Here is a 17385-nt window from a genome sequence, read left to right as displayed (position 1 = left end):
ACATGAAACAGAAAGCAAAACTTGTTACAGGACTTATCATAGGATTTCTGGCGGCAATCGGTCTGGACCAGTGGACGAAGCTGCTGGCGGCGGGTCATCTGATGGACCGGCCGGCCTACGTCATATGGGATGGGGTATTCGAATTCCTGTATTCGGAAAACCGCGGCGCGGCCTTCGGGATGCTCCAGGGAAAACAGTGGTTTTTCCTGATTATCGCTGTGATTGTGGTGGCCGCGGCTGTGTACTCCATAAGCCGTATGCCGGCTACGAAGAAGTATCTGCCGCTGCATTTGATCGCCATGTTTCTCTCTGCCGGCGCAGTTGGCAATATGATCGACCGGTTAACGAGGGGCTATGTGGTGGACTTTTTGTATTTCAAGCTGATTGATTTCCCCATCTTCAACGTGGCGGACTGCTATGTGACGGTGTCCATGTTTATCTTTATCCTGCTGTTCCTGTTTCTGTATAAAGAAGAGGATTTGAATTGCCTGTCAGGCCGGAAGGAAAGGGAAGCGGATTGAAACAGCAGTTTACGGTAGGAGAGGACGAGAAAGCCATACGGATTGATAAATACTTATCGGAGCAATGCCCCGATATCTCCAGGTCCTATCTTCAGAAGCTGCTGAAGACAGAGGCAGTTTTTGTGGGCGGAAAGCCGGTTAAGAGCAGCTACAAGACGGCGGCCGGAGACTTGATCGAGCTGGAGATTCCCGAGGCGGTAGAGCCCGAAATCGTTCCGGAGGAGATGGAACTGGATATCCTGTATGAGGACTCCGATATTATTTTAATTAATAAACCGAAGGGGATGGTGGTGCATCCCGCCGCAGGGCATTACAGCGGTACGCTGGTAAACGGGCTGATGGCCCACTGCCGGGCGGATTTATCCGGTATCAACGGCGTGATGAGACCGGGAATCGTTCACCGCATCGACATGGACACGACCGGTGTTCTCATCGTCTGCAAGAACGATATGGCGCACAACTCCATTGCGGAGCAGCTGAAGGTGCACTCCATTACGAGGAAATACTACGCCATTGCCCATGGCGTGATGAGGGACGACGAGGGGACCATAAGCGGGCCCATCGGCCGCCATCCGGTGGACCGAAAAAAGATGTGCATCAATGAGAAGAATGGCCGCGAAGCCGTGACCCATTACCGGGTATTGGAACGTTTCCGCCAGTTTACGTATGTGGAGTGCCGGCTGGAGACGGGACGTACCCATCAGATTCGCGTTCACATGGCGAGTATCGGCCACCCGCTTCTGGGTGACGCGGTATACGGTCCGTCCAAGTGTCCCTATAAGCTTACGGGACAGACACTGCACGCAGGCGTGCTGGGAATCGTGCATCCGAGAACCGGGGAATATATGGAATTTATGGCCCCGCTGCCGGAGTATTTTGAAGAATTATTAAGAAAATTACGTACCACCTAGAACTCTTTCTGGGTGGTATTTTTAAAGAAACTGTTAAGAATCAATAAATATATAGATTTTTCTGAAATTTTGATGTATAATAGGCGTATAAGATAACTGGAAGGAGCGGTCTATATGAGCGGAAATTTAGTAATTACAATAGGAAGACAATGCGGTAGTTCCGGTAAGATCATCGGACAGAAGTTAGCCGAGGAGATGGGCGTAAAGTGCTATGATAAGGAATTGCTGGCACTGGCAGCCAAGAACAGCGGTTTATGCGAGGAATTATTTGAAACTCATGACGAAAAGCCGACCAACAGCTTTCTGTATTCCCTGGTAATGGATACCTATTCCATGGGATATACGACGTCCGGCTATATGGATATGCCGATTAATCATAAGATATTTCTTGCACAGTTTGATACCATCAAACAGCTGGCAGATCAGGAGTCCTGTGTGATCGTCGGAAGATGCGCCGATTATGCGCTGTCCGATTATCCGAAGGTAGTGTCCGTATTTATCACGGCCAGCGACGAGGACCGCATCGCTTCCCTGAAGAAGCTTTATAATGTGGATGATGCAAAGGCAAAAGATATCATGGTGAAGACCGATAAAAAGCGTGCAAGCTACTATAATTACTACTCCAGCAAGAAGTGGGGCGATACGAGAAGCTACGATCTCTGCATCAACCGCAGCGCGGTAGGCGTTGACGGTGTAGTGAAGATGATTCGTGCATTCGCGGAAACCAAGCAGGAGTGGCTGAATAAGAATACTTAAACCAACCGATGTGGGTCCCGGAAACGAGGGCATCAGGGAATAAAAACCCGCAGCTCGCGGGAAGAACGGAGAACGGCCGCAGGATCAATAAGTGATCCTGCGGCCGTTCTTCGCTCTTATTCTACGGTAACGGATTTTGCCAGATTTCTCGGCTGGTCCACATCGAGATCCTTGCCGGTGGAGGCGTAGTAGGCGATCAGCTGGAGCACGACTGCGATAGGGAAGACGGTAAAACGGTCCCCAATCTTCGGAATGCGGATATGAATATCGGCGACTCCTCCATCTAAGACGGCGTCCTCCCTGGTGATGAGAATCACGAAGGCGCCGCGGGCCTTGACCTCGCGGATGTTGGAGATGGTTTTGGCAAATACTTTTTCCTGTGTGGCGATGGCGATGACAGGGACTTCCTCTGTGATCAGGGCGATGGTGCCGTGTTTCAGCTCGCCGGCCGCATAGGCTTCCGCGTGAATATAGGAGATTTCCTTCAGCTTCAGCGCGCCTTCCAGGGAAAAGGCGTAATCCAGTCCCCGGCCGATGAAAAATGCATCGGATTTGTTGATTAAATGTGTGACCAGAGCCTTGATGGAGTCTTTCTGAGCGATCATGGACTCCATGGCGGGAATGGCATTAAGCAGCTTCTTCATGAACTCGGTGGCCTGGGGGACACTGTATTTGCCCCGTACGAGGGCCATACGGCAGCCAATCATATAGAGGGCGGCCAACTGAACGGAATAGGCTTTCGTGCTGGCTACGGCGATTTCAGGGCCTGCATGGGTATAGAGCGTGTAATCACTCTCCCTGGCGATGGTGGATCCCTTTACATTGACGACGGATAAGGCGGCCGCGCCGTAATTCTTCGCCAGACGCATGGCGGCCAGCGTATCGATGGTCTCTCCGGACTGAGAGATGATGATGACGAGGGTGTCTTCGCCGATCAGCGGCTCCTCGTAACGGAATTCCGACGCTACCGACACCGTGACCGGGATTCGAAGAAGGGGCTCCATCATGCTCCTGGCTGCCATCCCGGCGTGCATGGCGGTGCCGCAGGCCACGATGTGAATCTGGGAGCAGGAAGTGAATATGTCATCCGGGATCTGATCGTCGGTAAAATCGGGCAGCCCCTTGCTCAGACGGGGGAGTATGGTGTTTCGCAGCGCCTCCGGCTGTTCGTGGATTTCTTTCAGCATGAAATGGGGGAAGCCGTTTTTCATGGCGGCATCCATGTTCCAGTTCACTTCCATCAGTTCCGGCATCTCTTCATGGCGCTGCAGGTTGTAAAGGTGGACCTTATAGGAGGTAAGACGCACGATATGGTCTTCAGGGACGACAAAATACTGTCTCGTATAAGGGATGAGCGCCGTTAAGTCCGAGGCCACGAAGGAGCCTGAACGCGTGTAAGCCGCTACGAGAGGGCTTACGTTCCGGATGGCATAAATCTCTCCCGGGTAGTCTTCGAACATGATACAGAAGCTGTAAGAGCCCTTAATCAGGGCCACAAGCCTGGTGATGGCCTCCAGCGGGTCTCCCTGGTAGAGGCTGTCGAGCACCCAGGCGGCCACCTCGCTGTCCGTCTCAGAATGAAGCTTAGCTTCCAGGTGAAACTGTTCGGTCAGCTGATGGTAATTCTCGATGATCCCGTTGTGGACCAGAGTGACTTTTCCGGCCTGATGGGGATGGGTGTTCTGTGTTGTCACACCGCCGTGGGTCGCCCATCTCGTATGGCCTAAGCCGCAGTGGGAGACATCTGTGATCCGTTCCATCGTCTCCTTTAAGTTTGCCACCTTGCCGGTCCGGCGAACCAGGCAGATGTGGGAGTTCTCCATGCAAAGCGCGGCTCCGGCGCTGTCATACCCGCGGTATTCCAGCTGGGTAAGTCCGTTTAAAAGTATCTTTTTAGAGTCCAGGGGTCCTGTATAACCAATAATTCCACACATAGTTGTTGATCTCCTCTCAGTTTTTCTGAAAAAAAGGCCGCACAAAAAAGAGACTGTCTGTTTCTCGTCTTTGAGAACGGCAGCTTTTTCAGCTTCGGTTTTAATTTAGTTTGTCAGTCTGTCATTTTAGTCTGTTATGCTGTTCTGTCGTATCAGTCCGGTTCCTGCGCGTTTGTTTTGCGGTTACCCGCATATTTCGTTCAGGATACACGCCCGGATGGCATGGAAGAGCATCCGCCGAATTCTTCGATAAACTCTTCTCCTCGTTAACCTTCAGTACCGGTCTTCACCGTTCACGCTCGTACTTACAGGTGCATGGCGCTTAGCTTTGCTATTGGAATTTATGCCTCCTCATAAATTTAGTCTATTATATCCCGAACAACTTTGTGCGTCAATAGAAGGTTTACAACCATTTTACCAAAACTTTCTTTTTCATTTTACATTGCCCTTATAAAATTAGAGCATACCGGAAAGAAAAGGAAGGAAATATTATGGCGAGTTTATCGTTAGTAAATGTGTGCAAAACCTATAAGAACGGTTTTGAGGCGGTGAAGGATGTGAACCTCGATATCAGGGATAAAGAGTTCCTGATTCTGGTGGGACCGTCGGGGTGCGGGAAGTCGACGACGCTCCGCATGATCGCCGGGCTGGAGGACATTTCCTCCGGTCAGCTCTGGATTGACGGTCAGCTGGTCAACATGCTGGAACCAAAAAACAGAGATTTATCCATGGTGTTTCAGAACTACGCGCTGTACCCTCATATGACGGTGTATCAGAACATGGCCTTTGGGCTGAAGGTGCGGAAGACACCGAAGGAGGAGATCGACAGACGGGTGAGGCAGGCCGCAAAAATCCTGGATATCGCCCATCTGCTGGACAGAAAACCACACGCGCTGTCAGGAGGCCAGAAGCAGAGAGTGGCGATCGGCAGCGTGATTGTAAGGGAGCCGAAGGCGTACCTCATGGATGAACCTCTCTCCAACTTAGACGCAAAGCTGCGGTCGCAGATGAGGGTGGAACTCTCGAAGCTGCACCGGGAACTGGGCGCTACCGTGATCTATGTGACTCACGATCAGGTGGAGGCCATGACGCTGGGGACGAGGATTGTCGTTATGAGGAGTGGCAAGATTCAGCAGGCTGCCGCCCCCGGGGATCTATATTTAAATCCTGTGAATAAATTTGTGGCTGGTTTTATCGGTTCTCCGGCGATGAATTTTCTGCCGGCGTGGGTGGAACGGTGCGATGAGAGAGTCTGCCTGGAATTTGGCAGCAGCAGACTGTATGTAAACCGTATGTGCGCCTCCCGGCTGATCGAAGGCGGATACCTGGGAAGACGGGTGTATCTGGGAATCAGGCCGGAAGACTTTCATGAGACGGGACCCGGGGAAAATGCGCTTCCGCTGGAAGTAGAAATCAAGGAAATGCTGGGTGCCGAACAGCTTCTCTATGGAAACTGCGGACGAAATGAGCTCTGCGTCCGTACAAAACCGGATTTCAAAGCGGAACCGGGAAGCACGGTGACGGTCTTTGTCGACATGGACCGCATCAAGCTGTTTGACATGGAGACAGAAGAAAATATTTCATTTCATAGGGGAGTTTCTCCTATGAAATGAAAGCCCTCCGGGGTATGCGCACTACGCGCTGAGGAAATATGGCCGCTAAAGCGACCGCGCTCCGGCGCGCGAGTCCGGCAAAACGGACTCTTTATTCTATCTGTAAGGAGTGAGTATTCCAATGAAAGTGAAAGCAATGGTAAAAAAGGCCGGCCCATACGCCTATCTCGTCCCGGCTCTGGCGGTTTTCGCGGTTTTCCTGTTCTATCCCTTTTTCAAGACCATCTATTTAAGCCTCTATAAAACGAACAAAATGGGGCAGGCCAGGCTCTTTGTGGGAGCCGGAAACTATAAGGACTTATTAACGTCCTCCTCATTTTTAAACAGCCTCGTGGTAACGGGTGTGTTCGTGGCGATTGTGGTCTCTGTAAGCATGCTGCTGGGACTCTTTACGGCCCTGCTGTGCAATAAGACATTTCCGGGAATCCGGGTCTTCAGCACAGCCTATGCGCTTCCTATGGCGATCGCCTCCAGTTCGGCAGCCATGATCTTCAAAATTATGCTTCACCCGTCCATCGGCATTGTAAACAAGCTGACGGGACTTAATATCAACTGGATCAGTGATCCGAAATATGCGCTTCTCTGTGTGGCTCTTGTGACCGCATGGCTGAACAGCGGGATCAATTTCCTGTATTTTAGTGCGGGACTCAGCAATATCGATGAATCGATCTACGAAAGGGCGTCCGTGGATGGCGCCGGTGCGTGGGCCAAATTCTTTCATCTGACACTGCCGGGACTCAGCCCCATTCTGTTTTATACGCTGGTGGTCAATATCATACAGGCCTTTCAGTCCTTTGGCCAGGTCAAGGTCCTGACACAGGGCGGCCCGGGAGAATCCACCAACTTAATCGTATATTCGATCTACCGGGATGCGTTCTTTAACTACCGGTTCGGCGGTGCGGCGGCGCAGTCGGTTCTGTTGTTCGGCATCATTATGATTCTCACGCTGTGCATGTTCCGGCTGGAGAAGAAGGGGGTAAACTACTGATGGATTCTACCATAACTGCAGAGAGAAACAAAATGAGCGAGGCGGAGATCGCCAGACTCTACCAGGAGGCCAATCAGAAGGCTCTGATCAAAAGAAGAGTGGAACGGACCGCGCTGGTAGCTGTCAACATCGTGGCGGCTTTTGTGATCCTGCTGCCGCTTTTCTACGCAGTGAGCATCGCTTTTATGCCCTCCAGTGAGCTTTTCACCACGGAACTCAATCTGTTTCCGTCGAGTCCCACCATGGATAATTTTAAGGAGGCCATGAGAAAAATTCCGCTGGGACGGTTTATTCTCAACTCGTTTATCGTGGCTGGCGCAATCACCTTCGGGCAGATCATATCCTGCTCTCTGGCGGCATTTTCCTTCTCTTTTTTAGACTTTAAAGGCAAAAATGTCCTGTTCATGATCGTCATGGCGACGATGATGATACCGGGCGAGGCCACCATCATATCCAATTACTTAACCGTCAGCCGTCTCAAATGGCTGGACAGCTATCAGGTGCTGATTATCCCGTACCTGACATCGGCCATGGGGATCTTCCTGTTTCGTCAGTTTTATATGACGTTTCCCATTTCACTGTATGAATCGGCGAAGATCGACGGATGCTCGAATATAAAATTCATTTTCCGGATTCTGATTCCGCTTACGAAAGCGGCGATCGGAGCTATGGCGGTCTATACCTTTATCAACGCCTGGAACATGTATATGTGGCCGCTGCTGGTTACCGGCTCTGATTCCATGCGGACCGTGCAGATCGGAATCGGAATGCTGGACAGTGTGGATTCCCAGTCCATATCCATGATGATTGCCGGCGTGGTGATGATCATTATACCGTCCATTTCGGTATTTTTGATCGGACAGAAACAATTGATCCATGGAATGTTTTCGGGTGCCGTCAAAGGCTAGTGCCGCCGGACTTCGGTACTGACAGACCGGCGCCAAGTGAGGCGCACGGCAATCCCGATGCAGATAAAATAAGAAAGAAAATTCTGGAGGAATAAGAATGAAGAAAAATGCAATTGCTGCCTGCATGGCCCTTATGGTGGCCGCAGGAAGCGTGACAGGCTGCAGCAGCCAGACAGGAACGAAAGAAAGTGATACGACGGCACAGGATACGGCTGCGGGAACAGAGGCGGTGAAGGGCAGCGCGGCAGAAAATAAGGCGGGTGGTGTGACCATCACCTTCTGGCATTCCATGGGCGGCGTGAACGGTGAGGCGATCAATACTCTGGTGGAGCAGTTTAATAAGGAGAACACAGACAAAATTACCGTGGAAGCCCAGTACCAGGGCAGCTATGACGATGCGATCAACAAGCTTAAGAGCGCCCAGATCGGCAGTATGGGGGCCGACCTCGTTCAGATCTATGACATTGGCACCCGGTTCATGATCGATTCCGGCTGGGTGGTCCCCATGCAGGATTTGATCGACGGGGAAGGATGGGACTTAAGCCAGGTAGAACCGAATATCGCGGCCTACTATACGGTGGATGACGTCCTTTACTCCATGCCGTTTAATTCCTCTACTCCGATTCTCTATTATAACAAGGACATGTTTGAGAAGGCGGGAATCACGGAGATTCCGGACAGCCTGCCGAAGATTGCGGCTGTGGGAGACGGGCTTCTCGAAAAGGGAGGTGCCGGAGAGGTGATTTCCCTGGGAATTTACGGCTGGTTCTTTGAACAGTTTACTTCCAAACAGGGCGCGGACTATGCGGACAACGGCAACGGAAGAACCGCGGCGGCAACGGCAGTCGATTTTGACAAAAACGGCGCGGGCGTTAAGACGCTTACCGCATGGAAGGCTCTGGCAGACCAGGGGTATGCGCCTAATGTGGGACGCGGCGGAGATGCCGGACTGGCTGATTTCAGCGCAGGAAAGTCGGCTATGACGCTTGGATCTACCGCTTCGTTAAAACAGATCTTAAATGACGTAAACGGCAAATTTGAAGTGGGCACCGCTTATTTCCCGAAGGTGAGCGACGAGGACCAGGGCGGCGTGTCAATCGGCGGCGGTTCCCTTTGGGCGCTGAACAACGAAGATCCGGCGAGACAGAACGCGGTCTGGCAGTTTGTGAAATTCCTTGTTTCTCCGGCCAGCCAGGCTTACTGGAATTCCCAGACCGGTTACTTCCCGGTAACCGTGGCCGCACATGAGGAGACGGTATTCCAGGAGAATATTGCGAAGTATCCCCAGTTTGAGACGGCGATCGACCAGCTCCATGATTCCACACCGCAGTCAGCAGGGGCGCTCTTAAGCATTTTCCCAGAGGCGAGACAGATCGTGGAGACAGAAATCGAAAATATGTTAAACAACGGCACTTCTCCGGAAGATACGGTGGCGAAGATGGCTGAAAACATCAATAAATCCATTGAGGATTACAATCTCTTGAACGAGTAAGGAAAAGGAGTACGGGACGATGAAAACGAAGGTTTGGGCACACAGAGGGGCGTCGGCCTATGCGCCGGAAAATACGCTGGAGGCATTTGAACTGGCGGTCAGCCAGGGCGCGGATGGAGTGGAGCTGGATATCCAGATGACGAAGGACGGCTCTCTGGCCGTAATACATGACGAGACCATCGACCGGGTCTGCGACGGCAGCGGCTGTGTGGCAGATTTTACGATGAAGGAGTTAAAGAAGTTCCGATGCAGCAGGCTGCACCCGGAGTTTGCGGATGCGAGGATTCCGGAGCTGGGAGAGGTGCTTTCCCTTATCAAACCTTCGAAGCTGACCGTAAATATCGAACTGAAGACGGGAATCGTCCGTTATAAGGGGATCGAAGAGGCTGCCGTCAAGCTGGTAAAGGAGATGGGAATGGAGGACCGGGTGATCTATTCGTCCTTCCACCATCCCAGCCTTTTAAAGGTGAAACGGCTGGACCCGGCTGCCAAAACAGGACTTCTGTATTCGGATGGCTGGATCCATGTGGCTTCCTACGGGAAGAAGCTGGGAGTGGATGCGCTCCATCCGGCACTCTACCACCTGCGTTCCGGGAAGCTTCTCAAGGAGGCAAAGGAGAAGAAACTGCCGCTCCACGTGTGGACTGTTAACGAGGAAGGGGCCATGAGGGTCCTTGCGGAGCAGAAGATCGCCGCCATGATCACCAACTACCCGGATGTGGCGCTGCGCGTGGTGCGCGAGATGAGCCGACACTGAATCTTAATAAACAATTAATTCTTTTTCTCTGTTTTTTGACGGGGCAATATGGTATATTCTTACTTTAGAAACGATAACAGGAAGATGAAAACCGATGAAACGAAACAGAACCGTCAGAAACCAGACTATATCCGCCATTTTTATGGCTCTTGTGGGAACCGCGATTCATGCGGGGGCCCAGTCTTATCTTTCATCCTATGATATACCAGAAAATAAACCGGCGCGGCCTGTGGTCTCCAGACCGCCTGTCGTGCCGGAGGAAACAAAGCCGGTGGAAACTGTGCCGGAGACGGAGGCGGAAGAAGTATTTTCGCCTTCTCTTGCTGCGCTGAATCTGGCTTATCTCTATCCGGAGGGCGCAGACCGCACGGATGCGCAGAACAGTCTGGCGGGGCAGATCCTCCGTGAATTATCTGTAAAAGACTCGGAATGGCTGGCCTCCATCTATGATTTATCCAACCGGAAGCCGGCAGAAGCTGCTGCAAAGCTGGGACTTCCCGCAGACCGTGTGCGGGGACTCTGCAATCCGCTTGATGAATCGCAGACAGAGGACAATCCTGACAGCTGGCTGCTCTCCGAGTGGTCGCGCATCGACATGGTCTTTACTGATGAAAATGGTAACAGAATTATGGCTGATTCAAATATCAAGGAAATCATGGCCATGGCAAATACATACTTTTATTACACGGACCCTGAGGACAGTGATGCCTTTCTGAATTACGTGCTGAATCTCTGGGACAAGTCTCACTCGATTCATTATTCCATCGGAGAGGTGTATTACTGTGACGGCTGTCTGGAGGAGGCGTCCGGTGATACGGAAGCCTCTGAGGCAGCAGGAACCGCCGGTTCGGGAGAGAACCCGGAGAATGCATCAGGAGACGGTTTGACAGGCTCTGAGGAGGCGCAGAGCGGAGCGGACGGGACTGCGGCTGCCTCCGCTTCAGATCATTCACAGGCGACGCCGGAAACAGCGGAGATTGGGCCGGGAGTGCCGTCTGCTTCAGAGGCAACGGCTATTGGAGAAGACAACGGGACAGGGAGTGGAATGGCGGAAGGAGCGGCTGAAGCCGTGGAACAGGAGACCAAAGCGGAGATCGGCCCTGGAATCGCACTGATGGAAGCATCTAAAGCCGCTGAGGCAGAAACGGCAGAGGAAACGGATAAGGAAGAGGAAACGGACAAGGAAGAGAAAATGCCGCTGGCGAAGTGTCCGGGGCATGTGGACCTTCATATTACTGCGGCTGTTACAGGCGCCTCTTCATCGGAAAAATCGCTGTTCTCTATAGCGGAGGGAGTGGCAGCCGCCGAACAGGAAGCTGCTTTTCCCGGCTGGACCGAGGAACATAAAAACGCGGTACGGGAACTGGCTGCCCAGGACTGGAAGGCTGCCTATGGACTGACGGTTTCGTCCACCTATATTTCGAATCCGCTTTCGCAGTCTGAGACGGAATACTACTTAAGCCTTCTTCCTGCGGATACCTCTCTGGAACGAAGGCGCCTGATCCGCTACGCCCTGTCTTCTGTGGGAAAAGTCCCGTACTACTGGGGCGGAAAGCCGTCGGCGCCGGATTACGATGGGAATCATTTTGGCTCCCTGGTGGATGCCGATGAGAAGGGCCGCACGATGAAGGGACTGGACTGCTCGGGATGGATCAGCTGGGTATACTGGTCGGCGCTGGGAAAGAGGCTTCAGGCGGAGAGCACCGACGGACTGGCCGGCTGCGGCACCGCTGTGGCAAGAGAAGACTTAAAACCGGGAGACATTATTGTCAGGCTGGGCGACGAGGGGCATGTCGTCATGTTCCTGTCCTGGGAATCGGAGGATCGGATGAAGGTGGTGCACGAGTCCAGCGGAAGCGTAAATAATGTGACAGTCAGCACCATGCAGGCCAGCTGGCCTTATTATAGAAAGCTGATTGACTGAGAAATGTAAGAGAAAAGCAAGAAACAGTAAGATTGTTTCTGGTAGAATAAGTAAGGTTTGCCAAAGTAAATCACAGGAAAGGACTGAATAACCTGTTATGGATTATGAGGATGAATTAGACCGTATGCGTGCGCAGAAGAGGCGCAGCAGCAGTGCAAAAAGAAAGGTGGACAACTTAAGCGGCCGTGCGTATTATGAGAACGGCGACGGTAGAAACCGGGGAGGGGGATATTCGGGACGCCCGGATGTACACCAAAAACTGCGGGAGGAACGGATCCGCAAGAAGAAAAAGAAGAAAAGGCTGCTGATGATCGAACTGGCCGTTTTGGCCATATTGGCAGTGAGCGCATTTTTGATTTTTGGAAAGGGAACGAATCAGAAGGGATATTGGACAATTGCAGTATTCGGTGTGGATTCCCGTGATGGAAAACTGGAAAAAGGCGCGCTGTCCGACGTTGAGATGATCTGCAACATTGACAAGGCCACGGGGGAGATCAAGCTGGTGTCCGTATTCCGTGATACATATTTAAAAATTAACAGCGAAGGAACGTATCATAAGATCAATGAGGCCTACTTTAAGGGCGGCCATAAGCAGGCAGTAGAGGCGCTGAACGAAAACCTGGATTTAAAGATCGATGATTACGCCACATTTAACTGGAAGGCGGTGGCGGAGGCCATCAATATCCTGGGCGGCGTGGATATTGAGATTACAGATGCGGAATTTTCTTATATAAACGGTTTTATCACTGAGACAGTTAATTCCACTGGGATCGGCTCCTACCAGCTGAAGAGCGCGGGAATGAATCATCTGGACGGAGTGCAGGCGGTGGCCTATGCCAGACTGCGTCTGATGGATACCGATTTTAACAGAACGGAACGCCAGAGAAAGGTTGTGACCCTCGCGCTGGAAAAGGCAAAACAGGCTGATTTTGGTACGTTAAAGACACTGGTATCCACGGTATTCCCTCAGATATCAACGAGCATTGGGATCGATGATTTATTCACGATTGCCAAGGGGATTACAAAGTACCATATAGGCGAGACAGCCGGTTTCCCATTTTCCAGGACAACCATGAGAATCGGGAAAATGGACTGCGTAATTGCGACGACACTGGAGAGCAACGTCATTCAGCTTCATCAGTTCCTGTACAATGTTGAAAATTACTCCCCGTCTTCCACGGTGAAATCCATCAGTGCGAGAATATCGGAGGAGAGCGGAATCAGCGAACCGGGAAAGAACGCTCCCACAGGCGGCGGCTCTACGAAAAAGAATTCGGGGGCAGCTTCTGCGCCCAAAGAGACGGCTCCGCCTGAGACGGAAAGCGTGACAGAGGCGAGCGTGGAAGAGACCATGGAAACCACGGAGGAGACCGAAGCCGAGACAACGGAGGAGGAGACCACCGCGGCTGAGACCAATGGTGACGGAAGCCTCATCGGTCCGGGCGCCGGCCTTGACGGTGCGGCGAAAGAACCGGAGGAGACGAAGGGAACGAAAGAGACGAAGGAAGAAACTAAGGAAGAAACTAAGGCAGAGACGAAGGCCTCTGAGCCAGCTGCGCCTGAGACGACGAAAGCCCCGGAGACGCCAGCCCCCTCGCCGCCTGGTGATAAAGGTCCGGCAGGAGGTTCTATGGGAGGCCCGGGAGAAGTTGGACCTGGGGTCTGATGCATAAAGCTGCTTACAAACGAGTTTGATGCTGCTTCCTGCACCAAATTTCCCGCCGTCTGAACGGTTACTGGAAAATAGCGGTATGAAATAGAATTACAGTCGACAGGTTGACATAAAAATATTATGTTGACCTGTCGGCTGTTTTTTATGAAAATGAAAAACGAAAACTTTAAGAAAACTTAAGTCTTTCTCTTCCTTTATCTTTAGATTCCGGGTGTACGATAAAAAAGAAGAGAATGAAAATGGATTGGAGGGTATTATGAAGAAAATCATCTGTATTCTGAGCATAATGTTCGCGGCATTGCAGCTGATGGCCTGCAACGGCCTGTCGTTCAGCGGCAGCAGAATGGGGAATGGAAGCCAGCTTATTATGAAGTACAGCATATTTAATACCACGGATTCCCAGTACTTTGAGATGGATCAGGGGGACGTGATCGACGCCGATATCGTGAGTGATTCGGGAAAGCTGTCGGTAACCGTTCAGAGTGAAGACGGGGAAACGGTATATGAAAACGAGGACGTACCGACAGGCGCATTTCAGATCGAGATCAAGAAGAAGGGGATATATAAGATCAAAGTAACCGGAAAGAAGGCAAAGGGCAGCTTAAGCTTTATAAAGAGCACGGAGCAGGATACCCTGGAAGCCAATCTGGCAGCGCTGAGCAACTCTTATTATGAGGGGCAGTCTTCACGGGCTTATCAGATGCTGCAAAAATCCATCTTTAAAAAATTGCTGTTAAACGGATGGCTCGATGAGATAAGCGGCATGGAAAACGCCAGGTGGAATTACGATACCTTTACGAAATATACGGTTTTAGACCGTGACCAGGTTTCAGATGAGGATCAGGGGGAGCTGTACTGCTGTACATTTTCAGCCGACAACGACAGATGTGGTTACATCGTGATATCGTACAGCGGCGACGGCCTGTCAAAAATTCGCGCGGTTGAAACTCCATACCTCTATGATTTCTTATCTGAACGGGATCAGATTAAGAAGGAGCTGGAGATGTCCGGAGTGGATTTATCAACGGCCTCCGCGCGGAGAGCGGAAGCATTGGGAGAGGACGGCAGCGATCCGGCAGAAGGAATTTACTTTACCGACAGCAAAGGAAACCACTATTTTTACAGCTTTTCATAGTATTGTAAGTGGGAAATAGAAAATGAAGACTGTGCAGCAGGCTGATTTTAGACAAAAATATATGCCATTCTGGAATTTGGGGAGTGTCCATGAATGGCATGTAAAAGAAGAGCTGAATGTAGTATAACACAAAAAGTTACAAAAGTCATGTTAAAAATACATTAATTATTAAAAATGTAACCAAAACCGCTAATTATATAGCAAAAATATAACTGTATGGCAGAAATATGGACTGAAAAATTCATATTTCTGCCATTTACAATGTGCTTGACAAATGGATGGGGCTGCGTTAAGATTAGTGCAAAGTATGATAGTAACAAAGTAATAATATCTAAATGATAATAACTAAGAGAAAATAAGAAAGACAGGGAAAGGGGACGCCATGAGAAACGGAATCTACGATTTGGAAACTTTAAGAAAGGCCTATAACAGAGGCGATCATTTAAAATATCTATTTTTCTGGGGACACACGCCGCCTGCGGACGGACGCATCAACGAGTCGTGCTTCAGCCAGTGGTGGATGTGCCGGTTTGCAGTTGACGGTACGGAATATACGTGTGCGGAGCAGTTTATGATGGCGGAAAAGGCCAGGATGTTTGGTGACGGGGAGATGCTCTCCATGATTCTTAAGGCAAAGCATCCGAAGGAGATGAAAGCGTACGGGCGTGCCGTCCGAAATTTCGATAAGGATAAGTGGGACGGCGCCTGCTATGAGATCGTGAAGCGGGGGAATCTGGCGAAGTTTTCCCAGAATCCGGAGTTGTGGGATTATTTGAAGACCACGAAATCGCGAATCCTGGTGGAAGCGAGTCCGAGAGACCGGATCTGGGGCATCGGTATGGGGAAAAGTAATCCCGATGCGGAATGTCCTGTGAAGTGGCGGGGGACGAATTTCCTGGGCTTTGCCCTGACGGAGGTCCGCGACCTTCTCCTGGAAAGGGAAGAGGGGGAAAACGGATGAAGAAGAAGGAACTGCGTGACCGGAACGGGCTGACAGAGGCGGAGTATCTGAGCAGTTACGAACCGGGCGATTACGTACGGCCGTCTGTTGCGGCAGACATGGTTATCTTTACCGTCCTGGAGACGGAGGAGGAGAATTACAGGAAGCTTCCGGAAAAGGAGCTGGAAGTGCTGCTGATTCAGAGAGGCGTCCACCCTTATCTGGGCTGCTGGGCGCTTCCCGGCGGCTTTGTGCGGCCGGATGAAACGACAGAGGCGGCGGCTAAGCGGGAGCTGAAGGAGGAGACAGGAGTTGACCACGTCTATCTGGAGCAGCTCTATACCTTCAGCGATCCCGAGAGAGACCCGCGTACATGGGTTATGAGCTGTTCCTACATGGCGCTCATCGACTCTTCCAAGGTCCGGGTAAGGGCTGGGGACGACGCGGATCAGGCGGTCTGGTTCCGGATTTCCTTCCATTTAATGGATGAACACATCGAGTACAGAAAGAACATGACCTACGACGGTATGAAGACGATACGCACAAAACGGTATGAACTGCAATTAAGCCATGAGGACGTGGTGCTGCGTTCCATAATAGAAAAAAAGATTGTAAAAACAGAACACGAAACAGTTACGGAATACAGAATTCTGGAAAATGACGGGCTGGCCTTCGACCATGCGAAGATTATTGCCTATGCGCTGGAGCGGCTGAAGGGAAAGGTGGAGTATACGGATCTCGCTCTCCATATGATGCCGGAGGAGTTTACACTGACCCAGCTGCAGCAGGTGTATGAGGTCATCCTGGGGAAAACGCTGTTAAAGGCGGCGTTTAGGCGTAAGATCGCCCATCTGGTGGAGGAAACCGATTCCTTCACGGAGAATGAGGGCCACCGTCCCTCCAGACTGTTCCGCAGAAAATTGGAGGAAGAATAATGGACAGAAAAGCGACGGCGCGGGAAACGCTCCGGATCCTGGAACAGGGGTATTATCTGTATGGAGACCAGAGGATTTCCATTGAAGAAGCACATGAAAAGTCAGTAAAGGACAGCGTCCTGATCACCCCGGAGGAGGGGGTACAGCTTTTGGAGGCGTATGAAGAAGGCAGCCGCACAGGAGATGAGCAGTGTGGCTGCACCGTGGGAGACATCTCCACCGTGGAGGCAGCCTGGAAGTTATCTCTGGAGGGAAAGAAGAGTATTGCCATCCTGAATTTTGCCAGCGCCAAGAATCCCGGCGGCGGTTTCATAAACGGGGCTATGGCCCAGGAGGAAAGCCTGGCTGCCTCCGGCGGGCTTTACAGGACGCTGACCGTCCACGAGGATTATTACAGAAACAACCGGGCGTGCCCATCCATGATGTATACGGACCACGCTATCTATTCTCCGGAGGTGGTGTTTTTCCGGGACGGAGGCTTCCGGCTCCTGGAGAAACCGTTTACTTCGTCGGTCCTGACACTGCCGGCCGTCAATATGGGCCAGGTCCTGTTAAAGGGCGAAGACTGCATCACGGCGGAACGCGTAATGCGCCGCCGGATGAAGCTGGCTCTCGCTGTTTTTGCAGAGAGAGGGGCGAAGAATCTGGTTCTGGGAGCGTACGGATGCGGCGTTTTCAGAAACGATCCGGTAAAAATCGCCTCATGGTGGGAGGAGCTGCTGAGCGGAGAGTTTAAAGGCGTTTTCGAACAGATCGTATTTGCGGTTCTGGACAGAAGTAAAAATAAGGCGTGTCTTAATGCATTTCAGGAAAAATGGTAGGCCTCAATGAATTGCATATTATGGGGTTCTATGCTAAAATTGGTACAAATGGCCAAAATTATGAGCCTTTAGCAGACA

Annotated in this window: 15 protein-coding genes; 14 read left to right on the top strand and 1 reads right to left on the bottom strand. The window is 51.4% G+C overall.

Annotated elements, in window-relative coordinates; translation table 11 throughout:
- The first annotated feature begins 2 nt into the window (after positions 1-2).
- The 3 genes from lspA (at position 3) to M1L66_RS16965 (ending at position 2188) form a co-directional block, all read left to right on the top strand.
- Positions 3-521, top strand: coding sequence for a signal peptidase II (gene lspA / locus M1L66_RS16975; RefSeq protein WP_187022003.1), 519 nt, complete (start codon positions 3-5; stop codon positions 519-521).
- A complete protein-coding gene (locus M1L66_RS16970) occupies positions 518-1432 on the top strand; it encodes an RluA family pseudouridine synthase (RefSeq protein WP_187022206.1) in 915 nt (304 codons plus the stop codon). Before lspA ends, M1L66_RS16970 begins: the two co-directional genes overlap by 4 nt.
- 114 nt (positions 1433-1546) lie before the next feature.
- Entirely contained in the window at positions 1547-2188 is a 642-nt protein-coding gene (locus M1L66_RS16965) for an AAA family ATPase (protein WP_187022004.1), read from the top strand.
- A gap of 116 nt (positions 2189-2304) precedes the next feature.
- Here the strand turns inward: M1L66_RS16965 and glmS are convergent, their stop codons facing one another.
- On the bottom strand, positions 2305-4122 hold the full coding sequence (glmS, locus tag M1L66_RS16960; protein ID WP_187022005.1) for a glutamine--fructose-6-phosphate transaminase (isomerizing): 1818 nt from the start codon (positions 4120-4122) through the stop codon (positions 2305-2307).
- Between the two features lie 491 nt (positions 4123-4613).
- On the opposite strand from glmS, the gene M1L66_RS16955 reads away from it, so the two are divergent.
- The 11 genes from M1L66_RS16955 to M1L66_RS16905 all read left to right on the top strand — a co-directional run bounded on the left by M1L66_RS16955 (position 4614) and on the right by M1L66_RS16905 (position 17307).
- Complete coding sequence (locus M1L66_RS16955) at positions 4614-5735, top strand: ABC transporter ATP-binding protein (RefSeq protein ID WP_434687254.1); 1122 nt, start codon at positions 4614-4616, stop codon at positions 5733-5735.
- A gap of 121 nt (positions 5736-5856) precedes the next feature.
- The gene (locus M1L66_RS16950; RefSeq protein WP_002604030.1) at positions 5857-6723 is read left to right on the top strand and encodes a carbohydrate ABC transporter permease; all 867 of its coding nucleotides are present in this window, start codon (positions 5857-5859) and stop codon (positions 6721-6723) included.
- A 32-nt stretch (positions 6724-6755) separates the two neighbouring features.
- The gene (locus M1L66_RS16945) at positions 6756-7631 is read left to right on the top strand and encodes a carbohydrate ABC transporter permease (protein ID WP_390472334.1); all 876 of its coding nucleotides are present in this window, start codon (positions 6756-6758) and stop codon (positions 7629-7631) included.
- A 97-nt stretch (positions 7632-7728) separates the two neighbouring features.
- Positions 7729-9123 carry an ABC transporter substrate-binding protein gene (locus M1L66_RS16940; protein ID WP_187022008.1) on the top strand — a complete coding sequence of 465 codons (1395 nt, stop codon included), beginning with the start codon at positions 7729-7731 and terminating at the stop codon, positions 9121-9123.
- A 19-nt stretch (positions 9124-9142) separates the two neighbouring features.
- Positions 9143-9880: a glycerophosphodiester phosphodiesterase gene (locus M1L66_RS16935; protein ID WP_187022009.1), complete on the top strand. Its 738-nt coding sequence runs from the start codon at positions 9143-9145 to the stop codon at positions 9878-9880.
- Between the two features lie 94 nt (positions 9881-9974).
- Positions 9975-11804 carry an NlpC/P60 family protein gene (locus tag M1L66_RS16930; protein ID WP_434687252.1) on the top strand — a complete coding sequence of 610 codons (1830 nt, stop codon included), beginning with the start codon at positions 9975-9977 and terminating at the stop codon, positions 11802-11804.
- A gap of 97 nt (positions 11805-11901) precedes the next feature.
- A complete protein-coding gene (locus tag M1L66_RS16925; protein ID WP_434687250.1) occupies positions 11902-13470 on the top strand; it encodes an LCP family protein in 1569 nt (522 codons plus the stop codon).
- Between the two features lie 262 nt (positions 13471-13732).
- Positions 13733-14611, top strand: a complete 879-nt coding sequence (locus M1L66_RS16920) for a hypothetical protein (RefSeq protein WP_434687248.1) — start codon at positions 13733-13735, stop codon at positions 14609-14611.
- 382 nt (positions 14612-14993) lie between these two features.
- Positions 14994-15572, top strand: coding sequence for an NADAR family protein (locus tag M1L66_RS16915; protein WP_187022013.1), 579 nt, complete (start codon positions 14994-14996; stop codon positions 15570-15572).
- On the top strand, positions 15569-16486 hold the full coding sequence (locus M1L66_RS16910) for an NUDIX hydrolase (protein WP_187022014.1): 918 nt from the start codon (positions 15569-15571) through the stop codon (positions 16484-16486). Before M1L66_RS16915 ends, M1L66_RS16910 begins: the two co-directional genes overlap by 4 nt.
- Positions 16486-17307 (top strand): TIGR02452 family protein, encoded by an 822-nt coding sequence (locus tag M1L66_RS16905; RefSeq protein WP_434687245.1) that lies wholly within the window; start codon positions 16486-16488, stop codon positions 17305-17307. Before M1L66_RS16910 ends, M1L66_RS16905 begins: the two co-directional genes overlap by 1 nt.
- Positions 17308-17385 lie beyond the last annotated feature (78 nt).

It is taken from the genome of Hungatella sp. SB206 (assembly GCF_051132295.1).
Classification (GTDB): Bacteria; Bacillota; Clostridia; order Lachnospirales; family Lachnospiraceae; genus Hungatella; species Hungatella effluvii.
This window is presented reverse-complemented; position numbering and strand designations above follow the sequence as displayed.